This window comes from uncultured Roseobacter sp., assembly GCF_947499265.1.
GTDB lineage: Bacteria > Pseudomonadota > Alphaproteobacteria > Rhodobacterales > Rhodobacteraceae > Roseobacter.
The window spans coordinates 87,916-113,590 of record NZ_CANMNK010000008.1 but is presented as its reverse complement, the minus strand read 5'-3'; the positions used below and the strand labels follow the sequence as shown (position 1 = coordinate 113,590).

The following is a 25,675-nucleotide window of genomic DNA, read 5'->3' as shown; positions in this document are numbered from 1 at the left end:
TCAAGTCACGCTGTCACGAGCGCATTTGCCAATGCGCGGAAGAGCGCCTGCCCGTCCGTGCCGCCATGGCCGACATCCGCGGCCCGTTCCGGGTGCGGCATCATGCCGAGCACGCGCCGGTTTTCCGACAGAATACCCGCGATATTCGCCCGCGCGCCGTTCGGGTTCTGAGTGTAGGTGAAGGCAATCCGATCTTCGCCCTGCAGGCGCGCAATCGTTGCGTCATCCGCATAATAGTTGCCGTCGTGGTGGGCGATTGGAATGTCAATCACATCGCCCGCATTGTATCCTTGCGTATAGACTGAATCGGAGGTTTCCGTTTTCAATCCAACGGTTTGACAGATGTACTTCAAGCCCGCATTGCGCAGTAGTGCGCCGGGCAACAGACCCGTTTCCGTCAACACCTGAAAGCCGTTGCAAATGCCCAGAGCATAGCCGCCGCGCGTTGCGTGATCCGCCACAGACCGGCAGATCGGCGAGTTGGCCGCAATCGCGCCACAGCGCAGATAGTCGCCAAAGGAAAACCCGCCCGGAATGCCGACAATATCGACGCCAGAGGGCAGCGCGCTGTCCTTGTGCCAGACCATACTGACCTTTGCGCCTGCTGCCTCAAATGCAACAGCCAAGTCCCGATCACAGTTCGATCCCGGAAAAACGACAACCGCTGCGTGCATCAGATCAGCTCCACCGAATAGGATTCGATCACCGTATTGGCCAATAGTTTCTCGCACATCGCGGTCACATCGGCCTCTGTCGCGTCTTCGGCCAGGTCCAGTTCGATCACCTTGCCCTGCCGCACCCCGTTGACCCCGTCAAACCCCAGCGCGCCTAAGGCGTGGCGCACGGCCTCACCCTGCGGGTCCAATACGCCGTTTTTCAGCATCACATGCACCCGTGCTTTCATGCTGTTTCCCTCACCCCTTCGAAAGCGGCTTGCGCCTCAGTTGATCAATGTTGGTTTCGTCATAGGCTGCGCGTTCTTGGGCATGACCCCCAAACGGCGCGCAACCTCGGTATAGGCGTCCTTGAGATCGCCGAGATCGCGGCGAAAGACGTCCTTGTCCAGCTTTTGCCCGGTTTCGATGTCCCAAAGCCGGCAACTGTCCGGGCTGATCTCATCCGCGATGATCAGACGCTGGAAATCACCGTCGAAAATCCGCCCGACCTCGATTTTGAAATCGACCAGACGAATGCCCACGGCCATCATCACACCGGACAGAAAATCATTCACCCGCAGCGCCAGGCTCAGGATATCGTCCATATCCTGCTGGCTGGCCCAGCCAAAGGCCGCGATATGCTCTTCGGTCACCAGCGGATCACCCAAGGCGTCATCCTTGTAGCAATATTCGACAATCGGGCGCGGCAGCTGGGTGCCTTCCTCAATGCCGAGCCGTTTGGACATGGTGCCCGCCGCGTAGTTGCGCACGATGATCTCAAGCGGCACGATTTCCACCTGCCGCACCAGTTGCTCGCGCATGTTGAGCCGTTTGATGAAATGGTTGGGCACGCCGATCTGTCCCAGACCGGTCATGAAAAACTCCGACAGGCGGTTGTTCAGCACACCCTTGCCCTCGATCACGGCTTTTTTCTCGGCGTTGAAGGCCGTTGCGTCGTCTTTGAAATATTGAACGATGGTGCCGGGCTCGGGGCCTTCGTACAGGATTTTCGCTTTGCCTTCGTAGATTTTCTTGCGCCGGGCCATTGGCGTCCTTTCGCAGTCGTGCCGCAGCATTTGCGACCTATGATGCGCCCCTCTTAGTGCAAGGCCCCTGCCGCTGCAAGCCAACGGCCCTTGCGCAAAGCGATCCGAACCCGCATATCAAAAGTCAGCCCCTTACGTTCAACAGGAGACCCGCCCATGACAACTTTCGATGATCGCGAAAATGCCTTTGAAAACAAATACGCGCATGATGCAGAGATGCAATTTAAGGCCGAAGCGCGGCGCAACAAACTTCTTGGCCTCTGGGCTGCGGATTTGTTGGGTAAATCAGGGGATGATGCAACAGAATATGCCAAAGAGGTCGTGAAATCCGATTTTGAAGAGGCTGGCGACGAAGATGTTTACCGCAAAGTTTCCGGGGACCTCGGCAGCAGGGCTGATGAGGCCACCATCCGCGCGAAAATGCGTGAACTGATGGTCGAAGCCAAATCCCAGATCATGCAGGAGGTCTGAGCCTTCCGACCACGCATTTCCCGGGTCTGCGATGTTTTCGCCCCGGGACCTGCGACCAAACCTCTAGCAAACTCATAACCAAGATGAATTTTATGAGTTTGCTTTGAAGATGCCTTCGTGACACAGCATGCATTGTTGTACCCAGTGAGGCCTCCATGACAAATCCCATGATCGAATTGCTCAACGCCAAGGGCACCCTGCTTGCCGATGGGGCGACAGGCACGAACCTGTTCAATATGGGGCTGATGTCTGGCGATGCGCCGGAATTGTGGAACACGGATGAGCCGCAGAAGATCAAGGCGCTTTATTCGGGCGCTGTGGAGGCGGGCAGTGATCTGTTCCTGACCAATTCCTTTGGCGCCAATGCCTCGCGTCTGAAACTGCACAACGCGGAAAAGCGCACCCATGAGCTGGCGCGCGTCTCTGCTGAAATCGCCCGTGATGTTGCGGATACCGCAGGCCGCCCGGTGATTGTCGCGGGCTCTGTTGGTCCGACCGGCGAGATCATGGAACCGGTTGGCACGCTGAGCCACGCTTTGGCGGTTGAGATGTTTCATGAGGCCGCCGACGGGTTGAAATCAGGCGGGGCCGACATCGGCTGGTTGGAAACGATCAGCGCGCCCGAGGAATACCGCGCCGCGGCTGAGGGGTTTTCGCTGGCCGGGCTGGACTGGGCGGGCACCATGAGCTTTGACACCGCCGGACGCACGATGATGGGCCTGACCAGCGCCGATATGGTCAAACTGGTGGACGATCTGGGGGATCACGCACCGCTGGCCTTTGGCGCCAATTGCGGCACCGGCGCGTCCGATTTGCTGCGCACCATTCTGGGGTTCGCCGCCCAAGGCCCCGAACGCCCGGTGATTGCCAAAGGCAATGCGGGCATTCCGAAATACGTCGATGGTCACATTCATTATGATGGCACACCGGAATTGATGGCGGATTATGCGGTGATGGCGCGGGCCTGTGGCGCAAAGATCATTGGCGGGTGCTGCGGCACGATGCCGGAACACCTGCGCCATATGCGCGAGGCGCTGGATACCCGCACGCTGGATCACCCGCCGTCGCTGGAAGAAATCGTGGATCGTCTGGGTGGGTTTTCGTCGCAAAGCGATGGCACCGGCGAGGATGCCGCCCCGGCACGCCGCACCTCCCGTCGGCGGCGCGCTGCAGCGAGCTGACCGGATCAGCGTCGCAACGAGGCCTCAAGAATGCCCCGCGTGACGGTCATCAAAAAATCCCAATCGTCCAGTTCCTGCGCTTCGGCCTTGTTCTTGTTGTCGATGCTCAGAAACGCGTGGCCGTGCACGCTGGTCCATAGAATATAGGCCGCGAGGGTCACGGCTTGGGTCGAGGCGTCCTTGCCCAGGCAATCCGCGCAGGCTTTCTCGACAATTTCCCTGCAAATCATCCCTTTCTTTTGCAAGCAATCGTCGTCTTCCTGACCCTCGGTCAGCCCGAACATCAGCCGGAAAATGCCCGGCTCGGTCTTGGCAAAGGTGATGTACGCTCTGCCGATTCCCGCGATGGCCTCATATGATCCGACCGGAAACAGGTCGCGTTCGCGTGCCATATGCATCGCCAGACGGTCCATCGCATCCGAGACCAGCGCATTCAGCAAATCCGTCCGATCCTTGAAATGCTTGTAGGGTGCTGCGGTGCTGACCCCTGCCCGACGTGCAGCTTCGGCGACAGAAAACCCTTCAGGACCATGGAGTTCCACGAGTTCACGCACAACCGAAAGCAGCTGCCCGCGCAGGTCGCCGTGGTGATATGTCGTGCGCCGGTCCTGCACCTCTGGGGAAGAATCTGACAAAAAACGCTCCTTTGCGCTTGATTAAGTTAGAGCCTATAACATATGTAAGCGATACTTACTTCGCAAGTGAGGCTTTGCACGATGGCGACCACAATTCCGCAAATACCCCTTTGGCGTCGCATGATACGACAAGGGATCACGCTCGTCTTCACCCTTTTGATGATCGGCCTTGCAATCGGCCTGATGGTCCTGGGCCAAAACGTGCTCGCGGGGCGCGCGGCTGAGGTGACAGCCCCTGAAGCCACCGCGCCCATGCCGGTTTCCACAGCGCTGCTGACCTTGGAAAACGGGTATACGGTTGCGCGGCGGTTCCCGGGACAGATCCAGGCGGCACAACGCACCACGATGGCCTTTGAGCAAGGCGGGACGGTCGCGCATCTGGCCTTGGACGAGGGTGATACCGTCACACCCGGCACGTTGGTTGCGCGGTTGGACACGCGCCTCATTGAGGCCGAAGAGGCGCGGCTGCAAGCCTCCCGGCGCGCCCTCGAAGCACAGGCGGAACTGGCCCGCCGCACCACCGATCGTCAGACGGAACTGCGCGAGCGCGGGTTTGCCTCCTCTCAGGCCGTCGACAATGTGGCGCTGCTGCTGGCAGAGCTGGAGGCGCGGATCGCGGAGATCGATGCCAGTCTGGTTTCCGTGGCACTGCAGCTTGAAAAATCGGAGCTTCGAGCTCCCTTCGCCGCGACGATATCCTCGCGCCTGGTCGACACCGGCGGCACGGTGGGCGCCGGCGAGCCGATCTTTTCCCTGGTCGAAAGCGGCGGGCAGCAGTTTCGGGTGGGGCTGACGCCCGACATGGTCGATGCGTTGTCGCAAGGCACAGAGCTCTACGCGCTCTTTGACGGGCGACGCTATCCGCTGACACTCGACTCTGTGCTGCCCGAGCTGGACAGCGCCACACGCACCCGCACCGTTTTGCTCAATTTCGCGGAAAGCGATTTGCCCCCCTTGCGGGATACGGGCACGCTGGTGCTGGAACAAAAGGTTCTGGAAACAGGCGCCTGGGTGCCGCTGGCAGCGCTTCAGGATGCACCGCGCGGGCTTTGGCGCCTGATGACCGTGCCTGAGACCGAAACGCCAATGGTCGAGAGTGAAGCCGTCGAAGTGCTCTTCTCGGATGCACAGCGGGCTTATGTGCGCGGCACCTTCCCCGAGGGCACCAGATACATCACCGACGGCCCCCACCGCGTGGTCACCGGCCAGAGGGTGCAACTCGCCGGTGAGGCAGGCTGATGGAAACGCTCACGTTTCGCGAACCACGCGTTGTCGCCCTTGCCCTGTTGGTGATCATCGCGGCGGGCCTGTCGTCCCTGCTGGCCATCGGGCGGCAGGAAGACCCCACGATCACCAATCTTTTTGCCACCATCACCACGCCCTACCCCGGCGCCGACCCCGCGCGTGTTGAAACCCTCGTCACCGCCGAGATCGAAGAGGTCCTGCGGGAGATCCCGGAAGTCGATGAAATCAATTCAACCTCCGCCACCGGCATTTCCATCGTGCAGGTGGATCTGTTGGACACCCTGGGTGATGAACGCATCGAGCAGGTCTGGTCCGAAATCCGCGACGCTCTGGGCGATGCGGAGGCCGAGTTTCCCGCGGGTGTCCCGACGCCTGAGTTTTCGTCCGATGGGGCGGGTACCTTCGGCGCGATCATAGCGCTCTCGGCCGATCACGCCGACGTGCCGCTGACCATCATGGGGCGCTATGCGGAAAGCCTTGCAGATGATTTGCGCTCGCTGTCCGGGACCAAGCAGGTCGAAACCTTTGGCAGCCCCGAAGAAGAAGTGCTGGTCACGCTCGATCCCATAAAATCCGCAGCACTTGGCCTGACCGCAGATGATGTCTCCGCCGCCATCGCACGCGCCGACAGCAAGGGCCAGGCCGGGCGCGTGCGCAGCCTCGACAACGAGCTGATCATCGACATCGCGGGCGACATCACAGCGCTTGAACGGGTGCGCGAGATGATCGTGCGCGAAGGCGCGGATGGTCAAGTCACTCGCATCGCGGACATCGCTCGGATCAGCCGCGGGCCCCGCCTGCCCCTTGCCGAAGAAGCCATACACAATGGCGCGCCTGCCGTATTGGTCGCTGCCAAGCTGGAAGACGGCTTGCAGGTCGATGTCTGGATGGAGCGCGTGACCGCCGCCCTCGCGCGATTTCAGGCGGATGCGCCCGCCAGCATCACCGCCGAGCTGATCTTTGATCAAAGCCGCTACACCGCGGAGCGTCTGGCCGAAGTGGGCGGTAATATGGCCATCGGCGTGGCGCTGGTGGTGAGCGTATTGCTGATCACAATGGGCGTACGCGCCGCTATGATCGTGGCCCTGATCCTGCCGCTGGTGTCGCTGGCGACGCTGGCCACGATGAATGTGATCGGCCTGGCCATCCACCAGATGTCCGTGACCGGCCTGATCGTGGCGCTGGGTCTGCTGGTCGATGCCGGGATAGTCATGACCGATGAGGTGGGACAGCGCGTGGCCCGGGGGCAGACGCGGATCGCGGCGGTCCGAGGGGCCGTGCGCCGGCTCTTCGCCCCGCTTTTTGCCTCCACGGTCACAACCGCATTGTCCTTTACGCCGATGATCCTGCTGCCCGGACCGGCGGGCGATTTCGTCGGTTCCATCGCCATCGCGGTGGTGACCATGTTGATGTGGTCCTTCGTGATCGCCGTGACCCTGACCCCCGCCATTGCCGGATGGGCGATGCCAGCGGCAGGTAACACCGGCCTCCTTGCCAGCGGTTTGAAAATCCGCAGCCTGTCACGCGCCTTTGCCGGAACGCTCCGCTGGGCTGTCGGCAATCCGGTGAAGTCGGTCGCCTTTTCGCTGGTGCTGCCGGTGCTGGGGTTCATGTCGATGCCGCTGCTGACCGCACAGTTCTTTCCCGGTGTTGACCGTGACCAGTTCCACATCGAAGTGGACTTGCGGCCCGGTGCCGCCATCGGGCAAACCGCCACGGTGGTCGATAGGCTGGATGCCCTGCTGCGGGAGGCGCCGGAGACGAAACAGGTCTCCTGGGTCATCGGTAAATCCGCACCGGCGTTCTATTACAACATGGCCGGTGGGCGCGATAATGCCTCGCGGTTTGCCGAAGCGCTGGTCACAACCACCTCCCCCGAAGCCACCGAAACCCTGATTGCGAGGCTTGAACGCGACATTGGCGCAGCAGCGCCCGAGGCACAGGTTCTGGTGCGCGGGCTGGTGCAGGGCCCGCCCGTGGATGCCCCGGTTGAACTGCGGCTTGTGGGGCCGGACCTTGCGACCCTGCGGGAAACCGGTGCCGAGATGCGCCGCGTCATCGCCAATGTCGATGCGGTTACGCTCACGCGCGGCACCGTGACCACCGGTGCGCCGGAGGTCAGCATTGATGTGGATGAGGCCAAGGCGCGCCAGTTGGGGTTTGAGCTTTCCAGCATCGCGCGGCAGCTCGAAGCCGGGCTCGAAGGGGTTGCCGGTGGATCGCTGCTCGAAGGTCCAGAAGAATTGCCCGTGCGGGTGCGCTTCGGCGATGCGACACGCGGGGATCTGACGGCGATTGCCGACATGACGATTCTGCCCCCTGATGCCGCCGCACAATCCCGCAACGGCACCTTCCCCGGCGTGCCGCTCTCTGCCATCGCCGATATCTCTCTGACCCCCAGCGAGCCCATCATCACCCGGCGCAATGCCGAGCGGGTGAACACCATCCAGGCCTTTATCCTGCGTGATGTCCTGCCCGAAGAAGCCCTGGTACAGGTGCAGCAGGCGCTTGACGCCGAAGGGTTCACGTTGCCTGCCGGGTACCGTCTGGAGATTGGCGGCGACAGCGATGCGCGGTCGGAAACCCTGGGCAATCTGCTGGCGTCTCTGGGCCTGATCGTGACGCTGTCCATCGCGGCCATTGTCATGACGTTCAATTCCTTCCGCCTCTCCGCCATCGCGCTGGTGGTCAGCGTGCTCTCCGCGGGCCTGAGCATCCTGGCACTGGCGATCTTCCAATATCCCTTTGGCATCAACGCGATCATCGGCGTGATCGGCTCCATCGGCGTGTCGATCAACGCAGCCATCATCATCATGACCGGCCTGCGCGATGATCCCGGCGCGCGGTCGGGGAACGCGGATGCGATGGTCGATGTTCTGATGGGGTCGAGCCGTCACATCGTCAGCACCACGATCACGACATTTGGTGGCTTCCTGCCCCTGATCCTCGCCGGGGGCGGGTTCTGGCCGCCCTTCGCGATGTCCGTGGCGGGGGGTGTCCTGCTCTCCACGGTGGTGTCGTTCTACTTCACACCGCCCATGTTTGCGCTGCTCTATGCGCGAAAATGGCGCCGCAAAGCACCGAAAACCAAAGAGCAAAGCCCGCTCATCCTGGTGCAGGCCGCCGAATAACTGCGGATAAAACTGTATATCATTATGAAAAGGTTTCGCCTCCAGAGGCGCTCCAAAAGCTTGTACAGTCACCTGTATTTGCGATAAAAATAGCGTCACAGCGTCGCACATTGTTTCCTTCGTGTCGCAATTTGAAAAGTCCGGTGCGGACGTTCTGTCAAAAGGGATCAGAGACCACGCCCCCGCTTTCTGGTGCGGCAATAAAGGAAAGCCAATGTCGGACGAAGACGATATCATCCTGTCAGAACTGGACGACGAAGAACTTGTCCAGCAGATGTTTGACGACCTCTACGATGGCCTCAAAGAGGAAATCATCGAAGGTGTGGAGATTCTGCTGGAACGCGGATGGGCCCCCTACGACATCCTGACCAAGGCGCTCGTTGGCGGCATGACCATCGTGGGCGCGGATTTCCGCGACGGTATTCTGTTTGTGCCTGAAGTGTTGCTCGCCGCAAACGCCATGAAGGGCGGCATGGGCATTCTGAAGCCGCTGCTGGCGGAAACGGGCGCGCCCCGCGTGGGCAAAATGGTAATCGGCACCGTCAAAGGTGACATTCATGACATCGGCAAGAACCTCGTGGGCATGATGATGGAAGGTGCCGGCTTCGAAGTGGTCGATCTGGGGATCAACAACGCCGTTGAGTCCTACCTCGAAGCGATGGAAAAAGAAGGCCCTGACATTCTGGGCATGTCCGCGCTGCTGACCACCACCATGCCTTACATGAAGGTCGTGATCGACACGATGGTGGAACAGGGCATCCGCGATGATTATATCGTGCTCGTTGGCGGCGCACCGTTGAATGAAGAGTTTGGTCGGGCCATCGGTGCGGACGCTTATTGCCGGGATGCCGCCGTGGCGGTTGAGACGGCAAAGGAATGGGTCGGTCGCAAGCACAATCAGAAATCCGCCTGACACCCGCACAACCGGATTGAGCGGCCTCTCTTGTCGGGAAACCGGCGCAGGCCGTTTTTGTGAAGGGTGAGCATGCCAGAGCTGAACGACACCAAGCTGACGGAACGCGGCCTGCCGCTCGCGCAGCAGTCCGGCAAGGTGCTTCTGATCGCCTGTGGTGCCTTGGCGCGCGAAATTCTCGACCTGAAAGCGGCAAACGGCTGGTCCCACCTGGACCTGACCTGCCTGCCCGCCAAATACCACCTCTATCCCGAAAAAATCACCCAGGCTGTGCGCGACGCCGTTGCCAAGCACCGTGGCGCCTACGATCAGATTTTCGTCGTTTACGCCGATTGCGGCACAGGGGGCCTCTTGCAGGCCGCCTGCGATGAACTAGGCGTGGAAATGATCGCCGGGCCGCATTGCTATTCCTTCTTCGAGGGCAATGACCGCTTCGCCAAACAGAGTGAGACCGAATTCACCACCTTCTATCTCACTGACTTTCTGGTGCGCCAATTCGATGCCTTTGTGGTCAAGCCGATGGGTCTTGATCGCCACCCCGACCTGCGCGACATGTATTTTGGCAACTACGAAAAACTTGTCTATCAGGCCCAGACCGATGACCCGGCGTTGACTGAAAAGGCAAAAACCTGTGCGGATTTCCTCGGCCTCGAGTTTGAACGGCGCTTTACCGGATATGGGGATCTCGCCACAGCGTTGGCTGGGGTTGCAGACCGACCCGCGCGATAATCATAACATGGGCCACCCGTCGAAATTCCGTCAGGAATTTTAAAGCATAGTGTGGCGTCGCAGACGCCGCCTTGGAGTCACGCGGCGGCAGCAGCCAGAGAGCGGATGCGTTCGATCATCGCCCGCAACCCGTTCGAGCGCTGCGCCGACAGGTGATCGTTCAACCCTAACCGACCCATTTCAGCGCGCGCATCAACGGCCAAAACATCCTTTAACGTCAGCCCATTATAGAGCTTTCTTAAGATCGCAATGAGGCCGTTCACGATCATCGCATCGCTTTCACCGTCAAAGTGCAGAGTCTCCCCCTCAATCGTCGCATGCAGCCAAACCTGACTGGCGCAGCCATCCACCTTGGTGGCCGGCACTTTCAAAGCATCTGCCAACGGGTCCATCGCTTTTCCCTCCTCGATCACGAGACGGTAGCGATCTTCCCACTCCTCCAGGAACTCGAAATCTTCAACCAATTCTTCGAAAGCTGCTTGCGCCATGGGGTCCCTCATTTCTCGTCCTTGAGGTAAGGCGCGTGAGGACAAAGGTCCAGCCCGCCTTGACGCTTTTCAAGTGGCCTGAGATGGGGTAGTTCAGAGCAAACAAGAATTCATGGCAGGCCCGATGCACAAGACAGTTTCCGCCCTTTTGATCTCCACACTTGTCGTATCTGCTTGTGGCACCCGTCTCAACCCGTTCAACTGGTTTGGCCGCGGCGAAGCGGCCCCGACAACAGCAGCTTCCGCAAACACAAACCCGCTGATCCCGGAACGCACGGGCATCTTCGACTCGCGCAACAATGAAGTGGTCTATAACGGCCAGCCCATTGACAGCATCAGCGAACTTGTCGTGGAACGTGTGCCCGGCGGCGCGATCATCCGCGCAACCGGTGTGGCCGCAGTGCAAGGCGTTCATTCGGTGCAGCTGACCCCTGCAGAAGAAGATGAGCAGGCCGTCGACGGGGTGCTCACTTACCGTCTTGAAGGGCTGCGCGGGCCAAATACCGGCGCAGGCACGCCTGCATCGCGGGAGGTCAACGTCGCGCGCAAGGTGACTGACCAGACGCTGCGCGACGTGCGCACGATCCGCGTGGAAGCCGCGCGCAACGCGCTTCAATCTCGCCGGTAACTTCTGAGACGAAGGTCAGTTTCAGTCGAGTGTGACGATGCGCACGTCCGACCCATCTGCGGCCAAAGCGATCTTCCCATCACAAAGCCGCAGCGCATCCGCGCCAAAAACCTCTTTGCGCCACCCGGCCAGTGCCGGCACGTCGCGCAGCCCCGCCGCAATCGCATCCAGATCTGAGGCGGGCGCAATGAGTTTCGCGGCAACACCAGCACTTTCGGTCTTGGCTTTCAGCAGCACGCGCAACAAATCCGCCAGGGCGGGGTTGACCTGCAACTTGTCCCGCGACCGGTCGGGTTGGGGCATCTGATCCGGCGAACAGGCCACACCTGCGGCCACGGCCTTCAAGATGCCCTCGGCAATATCACCCCGCCGCGCTTCCCGCAGCAAGAGGCGCGCCCGGCCCAGCTCTTCGTTGTTCTTGGGTTTGTTGGAGGCCAGCTCCACCAAGGCGTCATCCTTGAACACACGGTTGCGCGGGATGTTGCGCTCCTGCGCAAAGCTTTCGCGAAAGGCTGCAAGCTCCCGCACAATAGCCAGGAATTTCGGTGAATTCGTGCGGGTTTTGACCCGGCGCCAGGCCTCATGCGGCGTGACGACATAGGTATCCGCGCTGGTCAGCACCGTCAGTTCTTCGTTCACCCAGCGGCTGCGTTCGGTTTCCTGCAGCTTCTTTGCGAGATACTCGTAGATGTCGCGCAGATGCGTTACATCTGCCAGCGCGTAGGTCTTTTGCGCTTCCGTGAGCGGCCTGCGCGACCAATCGGTAAAGCGCGACGTCTTGTCGAGCGGCTTTTTGGCAATGCGCCGCACCAGCGTTTCATAGCCCACCTGCTCACCGAAACCACAGACCATCGCGGCAACCTGCGTGTCGAAAAGTGGCTCGGGAAAGACCTGGGCGTCAACGTAAAAAATCTCCAGATCCTGACGGGCGGCGTGGAACACCTTGACCACCGAGGTGTCGCGAAAGAGATCGTAAAGCGGCTCCAGCGAGAGCCCGTCCGAGAGCGGATCGACCAGAACCGCTGTGCTGTCGTCTTCTCCAGGCATCGCCAGTTGGATCAGACAGAGCTTGGAATAATACGTGCGTTCGCGCAGAAATTCGGTATCGACCGTCACATAGTCGTGGCCCGCCGCTTCCGTGCAAAAAGCGGCCAGCTCCTCAGTCGTGGTGAGTGTTTTCATTCGGGCGTTTCTTTTTCTTTATGGTGTCGGTGATACCCAGGTTTTAAACTGTTACACGACCCCCACAGCTTTGACCAGAACCCTGAACGAAGCCTTAACGCAACAGGATCGGGCGGTGGTCCCCTGCCGCAAAACGGCGCAGCACCGCGGGGTAAAGCAGGTGTTCCTGCGCCAATACACGCGCCGCAAGACTGTCCACGGTATCCTCTGCCAAGACCGGAACCTGCGCCTGGCCAAGAATGGGGCCGTCATCCAGTTGTGGCGTGACCTGATGGACCGTGCAGCCGTGCACAGAGTCGCCGGCTGCAAGAGCGCGCGCGTGGGTGTTGAGACCCCGGTATTTGGGCAATAAGGAGGGATGAATGTTCAGCATCTTGCCGCGCCAGGGATCCACAAAGCTTTCGGTCAGCTTGCGCATGAAGCCTGCGAGGCAAATGACATCGGGCGCGTGAGGGGCGATGGCGCCGGAAATCGCGTGCTCAAACGCCACCCTGTCGCCCTTGAACGGTTCATGCCGTACCACCTCTGTCGGCACGCCGCGCGCTTCGGCCAGCTCCAGCCCGCGCGCCATTGGATCGTTCGACAACACCACGCAAGGCCGCGCAGGGTGATCTCCGGTCATGCTCTCCAGCAGCTTGAGCATGTTCGACCCGCCGCCCGAGATGAAAATCGCAACGCGTTTGCTCACAAAAGCGCGCCCTGATAGTGAACCCCGGCTGTTTCCGTCACGGACCCGACGCGGGTGACGTCCTCACCGTGCTCCGCCAGCAGGGCGGTCAGCGCATCGGCGCGGTCAGGAGAAACCGCAAGGATCATGCCAATCCCGCAGTTGAAGGTTTTCAGCATTTCCGCCTCTGACATCCCACCGGTCTGTGCCATCCAGCTAAAAACATCCGGCAGCAGCCAAGTTGAGAGATCAATTTCCGCACCCAGCCCTTCCGGCAGAACGCGTGGCAGGTTTTCCGTCAGCCCGCCGCCGGTGATATGTGCCAGGGCATGCACGCCGCCGGACTGGATCGCGGCCAGCGCGGGTTTCACAAAAAGACGTGTGGGGGTGAGCAGTTCCGCGCCCAGCGACTGTTGGGACCAGGGGCATTTGTCCTCCCACCCCAACCCGGAAAGCGCCACCAGCTTGCGCACCAGGCTGTAGCCGTTGGAATGCACCCCGTCCGAGGCAAGACCCAGCAGCACATCCCCAGCCGCAACCTCCGCAGGCAAATCCTGCCCCCGCTCCATCGCGCCCACGGAAAAACCCGCCAGATCGAAATCCCCGGCAGGATACATGCCCGGCATCTCGGCGGTTTCGCCACCGATCAGCGCGCAACCGGCCCGCTCACACCCCAGAGCGATCCCCTCTATGATGCGCGCGGCCTTTTCGGTTTTCAGCGCGCCCGTAGCAAAATAGTCGAGGAAAAACAGCGGCTCAGCCCCCTGACACACCAGATCGTTGACACACATGGCCACCAGATCGACGCCAACGCCATCCACATGGCCAGTATCGATGGCAATCCGCAGTTTGGTGCCGACCCCATCCGTAGCCGCCACCAGAATAGGGTCGTGATAGCCTGCATCCTTGAGGTCAAAGAGTGCGCCAAACCCACCCAGACCCGCCATGACACCAGACCTGTTTGTGCGCTTGGCCGCAGGCTTGATTCTCTCCACCAGCGCGTTTCCGGCGTCGATATCGACCCCTGCGTCCGCATAGGTGATCCCGTTTTTGGGCAGTGTCATGGTCCGGTCCCCCGCGCGACAAATATATTGATGGCGGGTTAGAGCATTCGCAGCCCGCATGCAACGCCTGCCACCGGTGCCAACGACCACTTGACGCCGCCATCCGCGCAGCTTACCCACAGGCTTATGGCGGGCCTGTAGCTCAACTGGTTAGAGCAGAGCGCTCATAACGCTTTGGTTGCGGGTTCAAGTCCTGCCGGGCCTACCATAATCACTTTTCACCGCATCAGATCGCCCGTGCGATCCGTCCCACAAAAGTGCCCGCCACACTAACCAAGATCGGTAACCGTCTCTCTTTATTGATTTTTCGCATTTACCAATTTTGCAGAAAGCAAACATGTTTCGTAAAATTTGTGCTAATTCTCTTCCATGCAGTCGGCGCGGGGGCAACGGCGCAGTGTGTAGATTTTTGTAACGAGTTAAGTGTTGGGGTTGCCCCCTCTTTTACCGAGTTGAGTTTGGCAGGCGTTTGGGCGTGGTCAATTTTTCTGGCCTCTCATATGCCTTGCCGGCTCAGACACACTGCGCTGCCCCGCGCCGGTCTGGAATCACCGTTGAAACCTCCGGCAAGACGATGATGTCTCCAGACATCGGGTAGGATCACGCGCGGATGTCATGCATTGCTTTCTATTCAGGGCGCGCCGGCCAGATTACCGCGCAATCACGATATCTGCTCTGAGACCGCCCAGCCGGACCGAGCTGCTCAGCCGGAGCACCCCCCCGTGGGCACGCGCAATGTCGGTGGCAATGGCCAATCCCAAGCCGACGCCGCCACCCTTATCCTGATTGCGCGCTGGATCCAGCCGCGTGAAGGGACGTGTTGCCTCCACCCGACGGTCCTCAGGGATGCCCGGGCCATCATCTTCCACCCGGATGCGCAGTGTTTTCTCAGTGAACAGAACCGAAACCTCCGCCATCGCGCCGTAGCGCACCGCGTTGGAAATCAGATTGTCCAGGGCGCGCCGCATGGCCAGCCGGTTCAGCGTTACAGTCCCGGTGCCATCTCCTTCCGATGGCATCAGCTTTACATTGCGCCCCGCCCTGCGGGCACTTTCCACCGCACTTTCCACCAACTCATGCGGATCAACCGGCTCAGTTTCGCCCTCACCGGCGGTTTTTACGAAGTTCAGGAAGGCATCGAGCATGTCCTGCATGTCATCGACATCCTGCTCCAGCAGTTGCCGCTCGTCATCTTCCAGCATCGACAGGCTCAGCCGCATCCGCGTCAGGGGCGTGCGCAGATCATGGCTGACCCCCGAGAGCATCAGCGTGCGTTGTTCGATCTGCCGTTCAATCCGGGTCCGCATGTCCAAAAACGCATTGCCTGCGGCGCGTACCTCAACAGCACCGGCGGGAGAGTACGGCTCGTGGCGGCCACGGCCAAAAGCCTCGGCAGCCCGCGCCAGGCGCTTAATCGGACGCAATTGGTTGCGCAGATAGAGGATCGCGATCACGGTGATGAGACCGCCGAAAAACAGCATGTTCACAAAGAGTTGGTGCGGGTTTGCGGCCGAGATGCGACGGCGGTCGAAGCTGATCTTCGCGGGTCCGTACCTTGTTTCCGCATAGACATGCACCCGCCGGTTTTCAGTCAGATCAACGCTGATGATCTGAGGGATCTGACTGGGCAGGCGGCGCACAATCACGCGGCCCGAAAAATCGTACCACTCTCGCATTTGTTCTTGCGGCACCTGGGCTCGGGTGACGGGCACCACCGTGATCGCCAGTTGCGAGGCGGATTGGATGACGGCGGTGCCAATGGACCCTCTGTCAGGCGCCCCCCCGATGATCGAAAGAACCAGCCGCAATTCACGCGCCACCGTATCTGTCATCTGCTGTGTGACGTCCTCAAAGTGGCGCGTCAGGAACAGCACGGTGACAACCAATTGCAGGAAAACAACCGGCAACAGCAGGATGAGGACCGCCCGCGCATAGAGGCTGCGCGGCATATAATGTTTGAGCCAGACGAACGACATGGGCTAAACCCTAGCGACGCCCCTGCCCATTAGAAAGAGCGAATGGCCATGCAGCCGCCAGATGATTTCAACCCGGTGATCGGCGCTCCGGAGCCGCTGCTGCCCGGTTTGCGCCGGATCGTGGCCCCGAACCCCTCGCCGATGACCTATCGTGGCACCAATACCTATCTTTTGGGCACATCCGAGATTGCCGTGATCGATCCCGGACCGCAGAGTGTGGCGCATCTGGACGCGATCCTTGGCGCTCTGGAACCCGGTCAGAAGATCACGCATATCATCGTGACCCATGCGCATCTGGACCATTCACCATTGGCGGGCGCGCTGCAAAAGGCGACGGGTGCAGAAACCTATGCGTTTGGTCCTGCCTATGCGGGCCGGTCCGAGATCATGCAAGCCCTGGCGCGGACGGGTCTGGTGGGCGGTGGCGAAGGGATCGACATCAATTTCGCGCCGGATGTGGAGGTCAAGGATGGCGATGTGATCCATGCAGCCGATTGGCAGTTGGACGTCATCCATACCCCCGGACACATCGGCAATCACATCTGTCTGGGGTGGAATGATCACTGTTTTACCGCGGACCATGTGATGGGATGGGCCAGTTCGCTGGTGTCCCCTCCGGACGGTGATCTGACCGATTTCATGGCGTCCTGTGCCCGCCTTCAGATGCGCGGGTGGCAAGCCTTCTTTCCCGGTCATGGAGAGATGATTTCGAACCCCGAAGCACGGCTGGCATGGTTGATCGCGCATCGCAAATCGCGCGAGGCCGCTATCCTTGAGGCGTTACAGGGAGGTGATGCTGACGCGCATAGTCTGGCACGCATCATCTATACCGACACGCCCGACAGATTGATGAATGCCGCCGCTCGAAATGTTCTGGCGCATCTCATTGATCTCAAAGGGAAAGGTTCGGTTGAGGTGATCGGAAAACTGAGCGCCGAAGCCTTGTTCAGATTGAAATAGCATTTGATGCAGCAATTATCGGATTTCCTGCAAAATCCTCTGGACGACACAAATTGCCGCTGCTATATCGCCCAGACCGTTCCGGCGTAGCTCAGCGGTAGAGCAGTTGACTGTTAATCAATTGGTCGTAGGTTCGATCCCTACCGCCGGAGCCAAATTTCCCGATTTGTTATTCTTACCTGCCATTCGCATGATGTGCCGGTGCTTGTGGAAACCAGCTCCAGGTCACATCCTAACGCCGCTCAGCAAATCGCACCTAGGCGCGCAGGCGCTTGCCCGTCGGATCAAACGGTGGTTCGTGCAGGATTTTCGCGCCATGGGGTTTTCCCAAAACCATGATATCAACATGATCACCCAGCACAGCGCCTTTGACATACCCCAATGCCAGGCTTTTGCCGACGGTGTAGCCAAAAGTGCCAGAGGTCACGCGCCCGACCCCTTCCCCATTCTTGAAAATCGGCTCGCCGCCGGTCGCGTCTGCATTGGAGGCATCGGTCTGCGCGGCATCGAGTTCGAGCAGCACCAGATGTTCCCGTGGCTCCTTGGCAAGCGTTGCAGCGACGGCCTCCTTGTTCAGGAAATCCTTGTCCATCTTGCACAATCGATCGAGGCCCACCTCCTGCGGCCAGTATTCGGGCGAATACTCGCGGCTCCAGGAGCCATATCCTTTCTCGACCCGCAGGCTCATCAGCGCCCGTGATCCAACCGGACCCGCGCCAACCTCTTGTCCGGCCTGCAACAGCACCTCCAGCAATCGCGCCTGATCTGGCGTGGCACAGTGCAGCTCCCACCCGAGATCGCCGGTGAAGGACACGCGCAGCGCCAGTACCCGGATCCCGCTCAACTCGATCCACTTGCTGGCCATGAAGGGGAAGTCTTCGGTCGCAAGGGAGGTATTTGTCAGGCGCTGCAGCATGTCGCGCGATCTGGGGCCTGCAACGTTGAAACCGCAGAACTCGTCGGTTTTGCTCTCGAATGTGGTGCCCCCGGGCAGCGGCACCGCTTTGAAAAAGCGCTGGTGGTAGCGTTCGGCCATACCGGATCCGATGATCCAGAATTCATCCTCCGCCAACCGCGTGACGGTGAAATCACCGGCGATCCCGCCGCGCTTGCCAATCAGCGGTGTCAGGCAGGAACGCCCGACAGATTTGGGCATGGTGTTGGCAAAGACCGCGTTCAACCAGCTCTCAGCGCCCGGCCCCTTGCACCGATATTTTGCAAAGTTGGAAATATCGATGATACCCGCATTCTCTCGCAGCATTCTGCACTCCTGACCTACGGGACCCCACCAGTTCTGGCGGGTGAACCCATCGGTATCTTCGGTGCCCGGCATCTCCGCGTACCACAGCGGGTGCTCCCACCCGTAGTTCAGACCGAACACCGCGCCGAGGCCTTTCTGAATGTCATAGGCGGGGCGTTTGCGCATCGGGCGACCCGCGGACCTTTCCTCGTTGGGGAAATGGATCTTGAACCGATTGGCGTATTGGTCACCCACCCGCGCCTTGGTGAAGGCCGCATCGGCCCAGTCACCAAAACGTGCCACATCCCAGGCGAACATGTCATATCGCGTCTCCCCGGTGATGATCCAATCGGCGGCCAGCAGGCCCATGCCGCCTGATTGTGAAAACCCCGGGATGATCCCGTTGCAGCAGAAATAATTCGATAGCTCCGGCACCGGGCCAAAGAGCACATTGCTGTCCGGCGACCAGATCATCGGCCCGTTGATCACTCGCTTGATGCCCGCCTCGCCCACCGCAGGCACGCGCTCGATGGCGCGCATCATATTGTCTTCGATCCGCTCCAGATCATCGGCGAAAAGCTCATGCCCGAAGCCTTGCGGCGTGCCCTCCTCGGCCCAGAACCGCAGGTTCTTCTCATAAGCCCCGACCAGAAGGCCCTTGCCCTCTTGCCGCAGGTAGTATTCGCCGTCCCGGTCTGCGACGGACGGCAAGCGTCGGTCCAAGGCGTCGATTTCCGCAATTGTCTCGGTCACGAAATACTGGTGCTCGGTAGGTTGCAACGGCAGGGTGATCCCCGCGAGGGCGGCCACTTCACGCCCCCAGAGACCTGCGGCGTTAACCACCCATTCGGTGGCAATATCGCCCTTGGGCGTGCGCACGATCCATGTGCCGTCGGGCTGCTGCTCTGTCCCCGTTACCGGGCAGAACCGAATGATTTCCGCGCCCGCAGCCCGCGCGCCCGCGGCGTAGGCATTGGTCACCCCGGACGGGTCCACATTACCGCCATCCGGCTCCCACATGATACAGCGAATGCCGTCGAAATTCACCAGCGGGTGCAACCGCTCGGCCTCATCGCGGTCGACCTCATGGAAGTTCATCCCGTAAAGCTTCGCCTTGGCCGCCTGCAGCCGCAGCTGATGCTCCCGCTCAACAGTCTGCGCCAGATAAAGTGACCCGGGCTGAAACACGCCACAGCTTTGGCCGGTCTCTGCTTCCAGACCGTTGTAAAGGTTCATCGTATAGTGCTGAATGCGGCTGATGTTGGTGCTGTCGTGCAGCCCGTGAATGTTCGCGGCGGCATGCCAGGTGGAGCCGGAGGTCAGCTCGTCCCGTTCCAACAAAACCACGTCGGTCCAGCCCAATTTTGTCAGGTGGTAGAGGATTGAGCAGCCGATAACGCCGCCTCCGATGACAACGGCCTGAGCATGGGTGCGCATGAGGAAGGGTCCTGTTTGAGTGTTCTGCCCTGCATACTGGCGCGGGCGTCCACAGGGCGATTGCGCATTGGCGACATAATCCGTCGCGCGCGTACAAGGGCTTTTGTCCTGTGAAGAACAAGTGACTGCCTGCAACATTGGGCTGGCAGCGCATGAAAGCTGCGCGCGATGCCTGCTTCCGGCCTGAATTTGCCGTTTCCGCGGCGCGGTCTTCAAGCTTCACTAAGCGGCAAAATCTGTCGTTTTCAGACCAGCGAGAGCTGATGCGTCGGAAGATCATCCAGCCAATATCTGATCGGAGATCTCCATGAAAACCACCACCCGCGGTGCCATCATCGGCGGAGGCGTTGTCGGCGCGTCCGTGCTCTATCACCTGACCAAACTGGGGTGGTCGGACGTCATGCTGCTGGAACGGTCCGAGCTGACCTCCGGCTCCACCTGGCACGCGGCGGGCGGGTTTCATACCTTGAATGGCGACACCAACATGGCCGCACTGCAAGGTTATACCATCCGGCTCTATAAGGAATTGGAGGAGATCACCGGCATGTCCTGCGGGCTGCATCACGTGGGGGGCGTGACGCTGGCGGACAATCAGGACCGCTTCGACATGTTGCTGGCTGAGCGCGCCAAGCACCGTTTCATGGGGTTGGAGACCGAGATCGTCGGGCCGGAAGAGATCCGGAACATTGCGCCTGTGACCAATACCGACGGCATCATCGGCGCGCTTTATGATCCGCTGGACGGGCACCTCGACCCCTCCGGCACCACCCACGCTTATGCCAAGGCCGCGCGCATGGGGGGTGCGACCATCGAGACCCATTGCATGGTGCGCGAGACCAATCAGCGCCCCGACGGCAGCTGGGATGTGGTGACCGATAAGGGCACGATCCACGCCGAACATGTGGTAAACGCCGGTGGGCTCTGGGCCCGGGAGGTGGGCGCGATGGCGGGGGTCTATTTTCCGCTGCACCCGATGGAGCATCAGTATCTGGTGACCGAAGAGGTCCCGATGATCGCGGAGATGATGGCCGAGGGCCGCGAGCATCCGCATGTGATGGACCCTGCGGGCGAGAGCTATTTGCGGCAGGAAGGTCGTGGCCTGTGCATCGGGTTTTATGAGCAACCCTGCCGGCCCTGGGCGGTTGACGGCACATCCTGGGCCTTCGGTCAGGACCTTCTGCCCGATGATTTCGACAAGATCGAAGCCAGCATAGATTTCGCCTACAAACGCTTTCCTGATCTGGAACGTGTGGGCGTGAAAAACGTGATCCACGGGCCCTTCACCTTTGCTCCGGACGGCAACCCGCTGGTCGGGCCGGTGCCGGGCATGCGCAACTATTGGTCGGCCTGCGGGGTCATGGCCGGGTTCAGCCAGGGTGGCGGGGTCGGCCTGATGCTGGCGCAATGGATGGTCGAGGGCGAAACCGAACGCGATACCATGGCGATGGATGTGGCGCGGTTTGGCGATTGGATCACGCCCGGCTATACGCTGCCAAAAGTGATCGAAAACTATCAGAAACGGTTTTCCGTCGCCTACCCCAACGAAGAACTGCCCGCCGCCCGGCCGCATCGCACCACCCCGATGTATGACATCTTCTCTGACATGGGCGCGGTCTGGGGGCAGCAGTTTGGCCTGGAGGTGCCGAACTATTTTGCGCAGGGTGACGAGCCGACATACGAGACACCATCGTTTCGACGCTCCGACGCCTTTGAGGCGACGGCGCGCGAGGTCAAGGCGGTGCGCGCCGCGGTGGGCATCAACGAATTGCAGAACTTCGGCAAATACGGCGTGACCGGCCCGCGCGCGCGCGCCTGGCTGGACCGTATCATGGCGGGCCGTGTGCCTGCGCCCGGACGGTTGAGCCTCAGCCCGATGCTGTCCCTCAAGGGCAAGCTCATCGGCGATTTTACCATCTCCTGCCTGGCGGAGGACCATTTTCAACTGACCGCCTCCTATGGCAGTCAGGCCTTCCACTTCCGCTGGTTCCTGCAACATCAGGAAGAAGGCGTAAGCCTTTGTAATATCAGTGATCAGCGCACAGGTTTTCAGATCGCCGGACCCCACGCCCGCGATCTGCTGGCGGCGACCACCCGCAGTGACATCAGCGATATGAAATTCCTCGATGTGCGCCGCATGACCGTGGGCAGCGCCGATTGCATTGTCCAACGGGTCAGCTACACCGGCGATCTGGGGTTCGAGATTTACTGCGACCCGATGGATCAGCGCAGCCTTTGGCATACGCTCTGGGGGGCGGGTCAGGATTTTAGCATCACGCCTTTTGGCATGCGGGCCATGATGTCGCTGCGGCTGGACAAGTTTTTCGGCAGCTGGATGGCGGAATTTTCCCCTGATTACACCGCCGCCGAGACGGGGCTGGAGCGGTTCATCAGTTTCAAAAAGAATGCGGATTTCATCGGCCGCGCGGCGGCGGAGGCAGAACGCACAAAGGGACCCGCGCGTCAATTGGTGGCCTTTGAGGTCGATGCGGCGGATGCCGATGTGCATGGATATGAGCCGATCTGGCTGGATGGCACCGTGGTCGGATTTTGCACCTCAGGTGGCTATTCGCACCACTCAGGCAAATCCATTGCGATGGGTTTTCTGCCGATAGATCGCGTGGCGGAAGCCCCAGATGTCGAGATCGAGGTTTTGGGTCAAATGCGGTCGGCACGGGTGATTACGGAGCCCCTGTTTGACCCTGACGGGACACGCATGCGCGGCTGAGAACGCTATCTATCCCACCTTCATTGCGCTATGCTTCACGTATGACCGCACCGGCGCCTCCCGATCTGCCCGTTATCGTGCTTGCCGCCGGGCAGTCCAAGCGCATGCGCGGTGCAGACAAGCTTCTGGAACTGGTGGATGGCATGCCCTTGCTGCGCAGGCAGGCCAGTATGGCATGTGATGTGACGCAAGGGCCGGTGCTGGTGGCGCTGCCGCCGCGACCCCACCCCAGGTATCAATGCCTTGATGCGCTTGGCGTTAATCGGATCCCGGTCGAAGATGCCGCCGAAGGCATGAACGCCAGTATCCGAACTGCAATCGCCGCCCTGCCTGAGGGTGCGCCTGCGGCGATGCTCCTGCTTGGGGATTTGCCGGAATTGACTGAGGATGATCTAAGGCAGGTCATGGCCGCCGTGGATCTGGACTCAGATGTGCTGATCTGGCGCGGTGCGACGCAAGCGGGCAAAGCCGGGCATCCCATCGTGTTTTCCGCCCGGCTTTTCGACGCGCTCAAAACGATCTCTGGCGACAGTGGCGGGCGCAGCGTCGTGAAAGCGGCGGGGAACAACGTCAGGCTGGTGCCGCTGACAGGCCATCGGGCACGCATGGATTTGGACACGCCCGAAGAATGGGCCGCGTGGCGGGCGCGGCAGACAGGCTGACCGCCGAAACACCAAAAACGGGAGGGTGATCCCTCCCGTTTTCGATCTCCGCACCGGATCGATCCGGCGCAGAGGCTGCATATTCTTTGGTGTGATGTCGCGCTACTTATTCAGCAATCGCGCTTCGTGCTGCTTGAGCGACCGCCGCGCGGCCTGGTAGGAGGCCACCCCTTCAGCGGTTTTCAATTGGGGAAAGAGGTGCTCCAGTTCGGTGCGCTGCGCGTTGCCAATGCCTGCCAGACTATAGTCGCCGGGCTGAAAGCTCTCCGTCCAGACCCCATCCGACAAAACCACTTCGTGCTGCGTGAACATGAAATGGATGTAGGTCGTCCAGGGCACATGTGCCGTCTGAATGCCCGGCAATCCCGTCAGATGTTTTGCGGCAACCAACACTTCGCTCTCTTCGAAATAGAGCACCGTCTTGTCGCTCGACACAAGCACACGGTGGTTCGGGCTGAGCAGCATATCCCGCTCCGGCAGGCCGCCACCCAGGGCCCCTTGGCTGATCTTGATCGGTCTCAAATGTGCGTGACGCGCCAACTCGGTTCCGGTCAGGCCGCGCGCGCCTTTCCAGCTGATCTCCTGAATGCCGTTGTCGCGGGTGATCACCCGGTCACCGGGGCGCAGATCCTCAACAGGGCGCTGCCCGTCCGCCGTGGCAATCAGCGTGCCGGGGGTAAAGCAAATCGGCGTCGGCCCCCCGACGATGTTTTCAATGTCCTCGAAAACCAGCTGGCCGGTGGACACGCCATCGGCGTTGAAAAACGTGACCACGCCGTCTTCGCGATCATCGGAGGTAAATGTCAGCGTCGATGTGCCGCCCGCCGCCGATCCGGTCAGGTCCAGCGTATCGAAGTCGTCGCCACCATCGCCACCATCAATGAAATCCCCGGCGCTCAGGTCGCGGAACGTGTCGCGGTCATCGCCCCCCAGCAAGGTATCCGCGCCCCCATCTTCGCCACCCGACAGCAGGTCATTGCCCTTGCCGCCCTCAACGACGTCCGATCCCGCACCTGCATAGATTTCATCATCCCCGTCCAAGGCAAAAACGATGTCATCGCCTGCGCCCGCATATACGATATCGTCGTCAGGCCCCTCACCTGCAATGATCGCGTCACCCGCGTCGATGCGGTCGCCCTCAGGATCCCCCAGATAATCAAGGTTGATCAGATCGTCAGCATCCGTGCCGGACACAATGCCATCGGGCACCACGGGGTTGTTGATGATGTCGCGGTCATAAACGGCCACATAATCAATCTCGCCCTCGAAGAATTTGCCGTAGCTGTTTTCGCGTGTCTCGCGCGCGCCGAAAGTGAAATTCTCGCCATCGTCATCCCGAGTGATCAGTGTCAGGCCGGTGGTGTCGAAATCGAAACTGGTCTCGGTATGTCGGGTCAGGTTTTCGACGCGTAGTGTGCCGCCCTGATCAGCGGACCAGCCGTAGGTCACCACCACCTCGTCATCTTCAGAAAAGAGGTGCCTTTGCGTCTTCAGCCGCAGTTCGCCATCTTGCGAGAAATGCGTGACAGTGACGCGACCGTCGCCGGTGACCCCGAGTGCGAAATACCCGTCCTGCATGCGATCGTTGTATTCGCCGCGATTGATCAGAATATCGCTTGATCGGCCAGACTGATCCTCTTGCGTGAACCGCACCGCAATCGTGCCTTCGGTCAGATCGAAAGGGGCATCGGGGCCTTTGGTCGAAAAGTAGTCCTTGTGGCCGTCCAGTTCGAGCTGCCCATCGTCCGCCTCTGCATCCCCGAACAGATGACCGTTCTGAGCGATACCGTCTGCAATCCCGGTGTCGTCATTTTCGCGCCCCTCTGCAAAGTCCCAAAAGCCAATCAAGCTGGCAGCATTCGGGTCCCTTCCGCTTTCAGACATGCTCTTCCCTTTTACCCGTCAGCAGATCTTGGCAAATCTGCTGGCGTACACATCTCTTCACTCATTAACCAGCAAGCACACGGGGTGCTCGATCATCGCGTCGCTTTTCGCACTTCCCCCCTCAGGCTCGTCCCAGCCTGACAAAGTGCCTGCAGGGCCGGTAATGAGGACCCCGTCAAAAAGCATGACATTCGTTTTAGGGCTGCAGATCAGGTCGACAAAGGGAAAATTGTCATAAAAACATCAGAAATGAGGCGGCGCCGGTGGTTCGGATCTCACTGGAGGCCGGGAAAGGCGCCGTTTCTCAGGATCGTTTCCGAGCGATGAAAACCGCGCCGCCAAAATCTGCTTTTAAACCGGCTAGTTGGAAGACCCTGCACAAAATTCAGGCAATTGCCTCGCGGCCACATGTTCCCAAATCGGAAACACCGGCCACGCAGCGCATAGCGGCATCATTTCGCCATTTTGTGGCCTTCTTCTTCGCAAAAAAATGAACAATGTTCCAATATACGCAACACTGATGCCATCGCGCGCACGATGTATGATCATCGCGAATCGTACGCTGCAGTCGCTACAGCGTTGAAGTTATGAGAGATTTTCCCGATATACGAGCAATGCTGTGCTGTGGTACCCAAGGCCGGACTCGAACCGGCACGCCTCGCGGCGGGGGATTTTGAATCCCCTGCGTCTACCATTCCGCCACTTGGGCACAACATGAGCGACTTACCCCGTGACCGCGCCCCGGGCAAGAGGAT

The 25,675-nt window shown here is 60.3% G+C and carries 21 protein-coding genes and 3 tRNA genes; 12 read left to right on the top strand and 12 right to left on the bottom strand.

Annotated elements, in window-relative coordinates:
- Positions 1 to 5: 5 nt before the first annotated feature.
- The 3 genes from purQ to purC are packed head-to-tail and all read right to left on the bottom strand — an operon-like array spanning position 6 to position 1,702.
- Complete coding sequence (gene purQ, locus Q1A63_RS21145) at positions 6 to 674, bottom strand: phosphoribosylformylglycinamidine synthase subunit PurQ (protein WP_298975621.1); 669 nt, start codon at positions 672 to 674, stop codon at positions 6 to 8.
- Complete coding sequence (purS, locus tag Q1A63_RS21140) at positions 674 to 904, bottom strand: phosphoribosylformylglycinamidine synthase subunit PurS (protein WP_298975625.1); 231 nt, start codon at positions 902 to 904, stop codon at positions 674 to 676. Before purS ends, purQ begins: the two co-directional genes overlap by 1 nt.
- 36 nt (positions 905 to 940) lie before the next feature.
- A complete protein-coding gene (gene purC, locus Q1A63_RS21135; protein WP_298975628.1) occupies positions 941 to 1,702 on the bottom strand; it encodes a phosphoribosylaminoimidazolesuccinocarboxamide synthase in 762 nt (253 codons plus the stop codon).
- A 156-nt stretch (positions 1,703 to 1,858) separates the two neighbouring features.
- Between purC and Q1A63_RS21130 the strand changes: the two genes are divergently transcribed.
- Together Q1A63_RS21130 and bmt are read left to right on the top strand one after the other, a co-directional pair.
- On the top strand, positions 1,859 to 2,173 hold the full coding sequence (locus tag Q1A63_RS21130) for a DUF1476 domain-containing protein (RefSeq protein WP_298975631.1): 315 nt from the start codon (positions 1,859 to 1,861) through the stop codon (positions 2,171 to 2,173).
- A gap of 155 nt (positions 2,174 to 2,328) precedes the next feature.
- On the top strand, positions 2,329 to 3,354 hold the full coding sequence (gene bmt / locus Q1A63_RS21125; protein ID WP_298975633.1) for a betaine--homocysteine S-methyltransferase: 1,026 nt from the start codon (positions 2,329 to 2,331) through the stop codon (positions 3,352 to 3,354).
- A 5-nt stretch (positions 3,355 to 3,359) separates the two neighbouring features.
- Here the strand turns inward: bmt and Q1A63_RS21120 are convergent, their stop codons facing one another.
- Entirely contained in the window at positions 3,360 to 3,989 is a 630-nt protein-coding gene (locus Q1A63_RS21120) for a TetR/AcrR family transcriptional regulator (protein ID WP_298975636.1), read from the bottom strand.
- Between the two features lie 81 nt (positions 3,990 to 4,070).
- On the opposite strand from Q1A63_RS21120, the gene Q1A63_RS21115 reads away from it, so the two are divergent.
- From Q1A63_RS21115 to Q1A63_RS21100, 4 genes are all read left to right on the top strand, one after another.
- Positions 4,071 to 5,228 carry an efflux RND transporter periplasmic adaptor subunit gene (locus tag Q1A63_RS21115; RefSeq protein ID WP_298975638.1) on the top strand — a complete coding sequence of 386 codons (1,158 nt, stop codon included), beginning with the start codon at positions 4,071 to 4,073 and terminating at the stop codon, positions 5,226 to 5,228.
- On the top strand, positions 5,228 to 8,365 hold the full coding sequence (locus Q1A63_RS21110) for an efflux RND transporter permease subunit (RefSeq protein WP_298975640.1): 3,138 nt from the start codon (positions 5,228 to 5,230) through the stop codon (positions 8,363 to 8,365). The genes Q1A63_RS21115 and Q1A63_RS21110 overlap by 1 nt, the downstream gene beginning before the upstream one ends.
- A 214-nt stretch (positions 8,366 to 8,579) precedes the next feature.
- Positions 8,580 to 9,278 (top strand): B12-binding domain-containing protein, encoded by a 699-nt coding sequence (locus tag Q1A63_RS21105; RefSeq protein ID WP_298975642.1) that lies wholly within the window; start codon positions 8,580 to 8,582, stop codon positions 9,276 to 9,278.
- 72 nt (positions 9,279 to 9,350) lie between these two features.
- The gene (locus Q1A63_RS21100) at positions 9,351 to 10,007 is read left to right on the top strand and encodes a DUF1638 domain-containing protein (protein WP_298975644.1); all 657 of its coding nucleotides are present in this window, start codon (positions 9,351 to 9,353) and stop codon (positions 10,005 to 10,007) included.
- A 77-nt stretch (positions 10,008 to 10,084) separates the two neighbouring features.
- On the opposite strand, the gene Q1A63_RS21095 is transcribed toward Q1A63_RS21100, so the two are convergent.
- The gene (locus Q1A63_RS21095) at positions 10,085 to 10,495 is read right to left on the bottom strand and encodes a SufE family protein (RefSeq protein ID WP_298975646.1); all 411 of its coding nucleotides are present in this window, start codon (positions 10,493 to 10,495) and stop codon (positions 10,085 to 10,087) included.
- Between the two features lie 124 nt (positions 10,496 to 10,619).
- On the opposite strand from Q1A63_RS21095, the gene Q1A63_RS21090 reads away from it, so the two are divergent.
- On the top strand, positions 10,620 to 11,123 hold the full coding sequence (locus Q1A63_RS21090; RefSeq protein ID WP_298975649.1) for a hypothetical protein: 504 nt from the start codon (positions 10,620 to 10,622) through the stop codon (positions 11,121 to 11,123).
- A gap of 21 nt (positions 11,124 to 11,144) precedes the next feature.
- Here Q1A63_RS21090 and rnd read toward each other — a convergent pair whose 3' ends face one another.
- From rnd to purM, 3 genes are all read right to left on the bottom strand, one after another.
- Positions 11,145 to 12,305: a ribonuclease D gene (gene rnd / locus Q1A63_RS21085; protein WP_298975651.1), complete on the bottom strand. Its 1,161-nt coding sequence runs from the start codon at positions 12,303 to 12,305 to the stop codon at positions 11,145 to 11,147.
- A gap of 94 nt (positions 12,306 to 12,399) precedes the next feature.
- Positions 12,400 to 12,993, bottom strand: a complete 594-nt coding sequence (gene purN / locus Q1A63_RS21080; RefSeq protein ID WP_298975654.1) for a phosphoribosylglycinamide formyltransferase — start codon at positions 12,991 to 12,993, stop codon at positions 12,400 to 12,402.
- Entirely contained in the window at positions 12,990 to 14,036 is a 1,047-nt protein-coding gene (gene purM / locus Q1A63_RS21075; RefSeq protein ID WP_299632439.1) for a phosphoribosylformylglycinamidine cyclo-ligase, read from the bottom strand. The genes purN and purM overlap by 4 nt, the downstream gene beginning before the upstream one ends.
- 131 nt (positions 14,037 to 14,167) lie before the next feature.
- On the opposite strand from purM, the gene Q1A63_RS21070 reads away from it, so the two are divergent.
- Positions 14,168 to 14,244, top strand: a tRNA-Ile gene (locus Q1A63_RS21070).
- A 442-nt stretch (positions 14,245 to 14,686) separates the two neighbouring features.
- Here Q1A63_RS21070 and Q1A63_RS21065 read toward each other — a convergent pair.
- The gene (locus Q1A63_RS21065; RefSeq protein ID WP_299409381.1) at positions 14,687 to 16,012 is read right to left on the bottom strand and encodes an ATP-binding protein; all 1,326 of its coding nucleotides are present in this window, start codon (positions 16,010 to 16,012) and stop codon (positions 14,687 to 14,689) included.
- Between the two features lie 48 nt (positions 16,013 to 16,060).
- Between Q1A63_RS21065 and Q1A63_RS21060 the strand changes: the two genes are divergently transcribed.
- Positions 16,061 to 16,972, top strand: coding sequence for an MBL fold metallo-hydrolase (locus Q1A63_RS21060; protein ID WP_298975659.1), 912 nt, complete (start codon positions 16,061 to 16,063; stop codon positions 16,970 to 16,972).
- Between the two features lie 80 nt (positions 16,973 to 17,052).
- A tRNA-Asn gene (locus Q1A63_RS21055) sits at positions 17,053 to 17,127 on the top strand.
- Positions 17,128 to 17,228: 101 nt separating this feature from the next.
- On the opposite strand, the gene Q1A63_RS21050 is transcribed toward Q1A63_RS21055, so the two are convergent.
- Positions 17,229 to 19,649, bottom strand: coding sequence for an FAD-dependent oxidoreductase (locus Q1A63_RS21050; protein WP_298975938.1), 2,421 nt, complete (start codon positions 19,647 to 19,649; stop codon positions 17,229 to 17,231).
- 307 nt (positions 19,650 to 19,956) lie between these two features.
- Here Q1A63_RS21050 and Q1A63_RS21045 point away from each other — a divergent pair, with 307 nt between their 5' ends.
- Positions 19,957 to 22,374, top strand: a complete 2,418-nt coding sequence (locus tag Q1A63_RS21045) for an FAD-dependent oxidoreductase (RefSeq protein ID WP_299632438.1) — start codon at positions 19,957 to 19,959, stop codon at positions 22,372 to 22,374.
- Positions 22,375 to 22,415: 41 nt separating this feature from the next.
- Positions 22,416 to 23,036 (top strand): nucleotidyltransferase family protein, encoded by a 621-nt coding sequence (locus tag Q1A63_RS21040; protein WP_298975941.1) that lies wholly within the window; start codon positions 22,416 to 22,418, stop codon positions 23,034 to 23,036.
- 102 nt (positions 23,037 to 23,138) lie between these two features.
- Here Q1A63_RS21040 and Q1A63_RS21035 read toward each other — a convergent pair whose 3' ends face one another.
- A complete protein-coding gene (locus Q1A63_RS21035; RefSeq protein ID WP_299632437.1) occupies positions 23,139 to 24,920 on the bottom strand; it encodes a Hint domain-containing protein in 1,782 nt (593 codons plus the stop codon).
- Between the two features lie 625 nt (positions 24,921 to 25,545).
- Positions 25,546 to 25,629 (bottom strand) — tRNA-Leu (locus Q1A63_RS21030).
- Positions 25,630 to 25,675: the final 46 nt, after the last annotated feature.

Bases quoted from the DNA above. Each gene is read 5' to 3' on its own strand.
- Q1A63_RS21060 (WP_298975659.1), top strand. From the start codon at position 16,061: ATGCAGCCGCCAGATGATTTCAACCCGGTGATCGGCGCTCCGGAGCCG.
- Q1A63_RS21130 (WP_298975631.1), top strand. From the start codon at position 1,859: ATGACAACTTTCGATGATCGCGAAAATGCCTTTGAAAACAAATACGCG.
- purS (WP_298975625.1), bottom strand. From the start codon at position 904: ATGAAAGCACGGGTGCATGTGATGCTGAAAAACGGCGTATTGGACCCG.
- Q1A63_RS21045 (WP_299632438.1), top strand. From the start codon at position 19,957: ATGAAAACCACCACCCGCGGTGCCATCATCGGCGGAGGCGTTGTCGGC.
- Q1A63_RS21105 (WP_298975642.1), top strand. From the start codon at position 8,580: ATGTCGGACGAAGACGATATCATCCTGTCAGAACTGGACGACGAAGAA.
- Q1A63_RS21065 (WP_299409381.1), bottom strand. From the start codon at position 16,012: ATGTCGTTCGTCTGGCTCAAACATTATATGCCGCGCAGCCTCTATGCG.
- Q1A63_RS21100 (WP_298975644.1), top strand. From the start codon at position 9,351: ATGCCAGAGCTGAACGACACCAAGCTGACGGAACGCGGCCTGCCGCTC.
- Q1A63_RS21035 (WP_299632437.1), bottom strand. From the start codon at position 24,920: ATGTCTGAAAGCGGAAGGGACCCGAATGCTGCCAGCTTGATTGGCTTT.
- bmt (WP_298975633.1), top strand. From the start codon at position 2,329: ATGACAAATCCCATGATCGAATTGCTCAACGCCAAGGGCACCCTGCTT.
- Q1A63_RS21050 (WP_298975938.1), bottom strand. From the start codon at position 19,649: ATGCGCACCCATGCTCAGGCCGTTGTCATCGGAGGCGGCGTTATCGGC.
- Q1A63_RS21040 (WP_298975941.1), top strand. From the start codon at position 22,416: ATGACCGCACCGGCGCCTCCCGATCTGCCCGTTATCGTGCTTGCCGCC.
- rnd (WP_298975651.1), bottom strand. From the start codon at position 12,305: ATGAAAACACTCACCACGACTGAGGAGCTGGCCGCTTTTTGCACGGAA.
- Q1A63_RS21110 (WP_298975640.1), top strand. From the start codon at position 5,228: ATGGAAACGCTCACGTTTCGCGAACCACGCGTTGTCGCCCTTGCCCTG.
- purQ (WP_298975621.1), bottom strand. From the start codon at position 674: ATGCACGCAGCGGTTGTCGTTTTTCCGGGATCGAACTGTGATCGGGAC.
- purM (WP_299632439.1), bottom strand. From the start codon at position 14,036: ATGACACTGCCCAAAAACGGGATCACCTATGCGGACGCAGGGGTCGAT.
- Q1A63_RS21115 (WP_298975638.1), top strand. From the start codon at position 4,071: ATGGCGACCACAATTCCGCAAATACCCCTTTGGCGTCGCATGATACGA.
- purC (WP_298975628.1), bottom strand. From the start codon at position 1,702: ATGGCCCGGCGCAAGAAAATCTACGAAGGCAAAGCGAAAATCCTGTAC.
- Q1A63_RS21090 (WP_298975649.1), top strand. From the start codon at position 10,620: ATGCACAAGACAGTTTCCGCCCTTTTGATCTCCACACTTGTCGTATCT.
- Q1A63_RS21095 (WP_298975646.1), bottom strand. From the start codon at position 10,495: ATGGCGCAAGCAGCTTTCGAAGAATTGGTTGAAGATTTCGAGTTCCTG.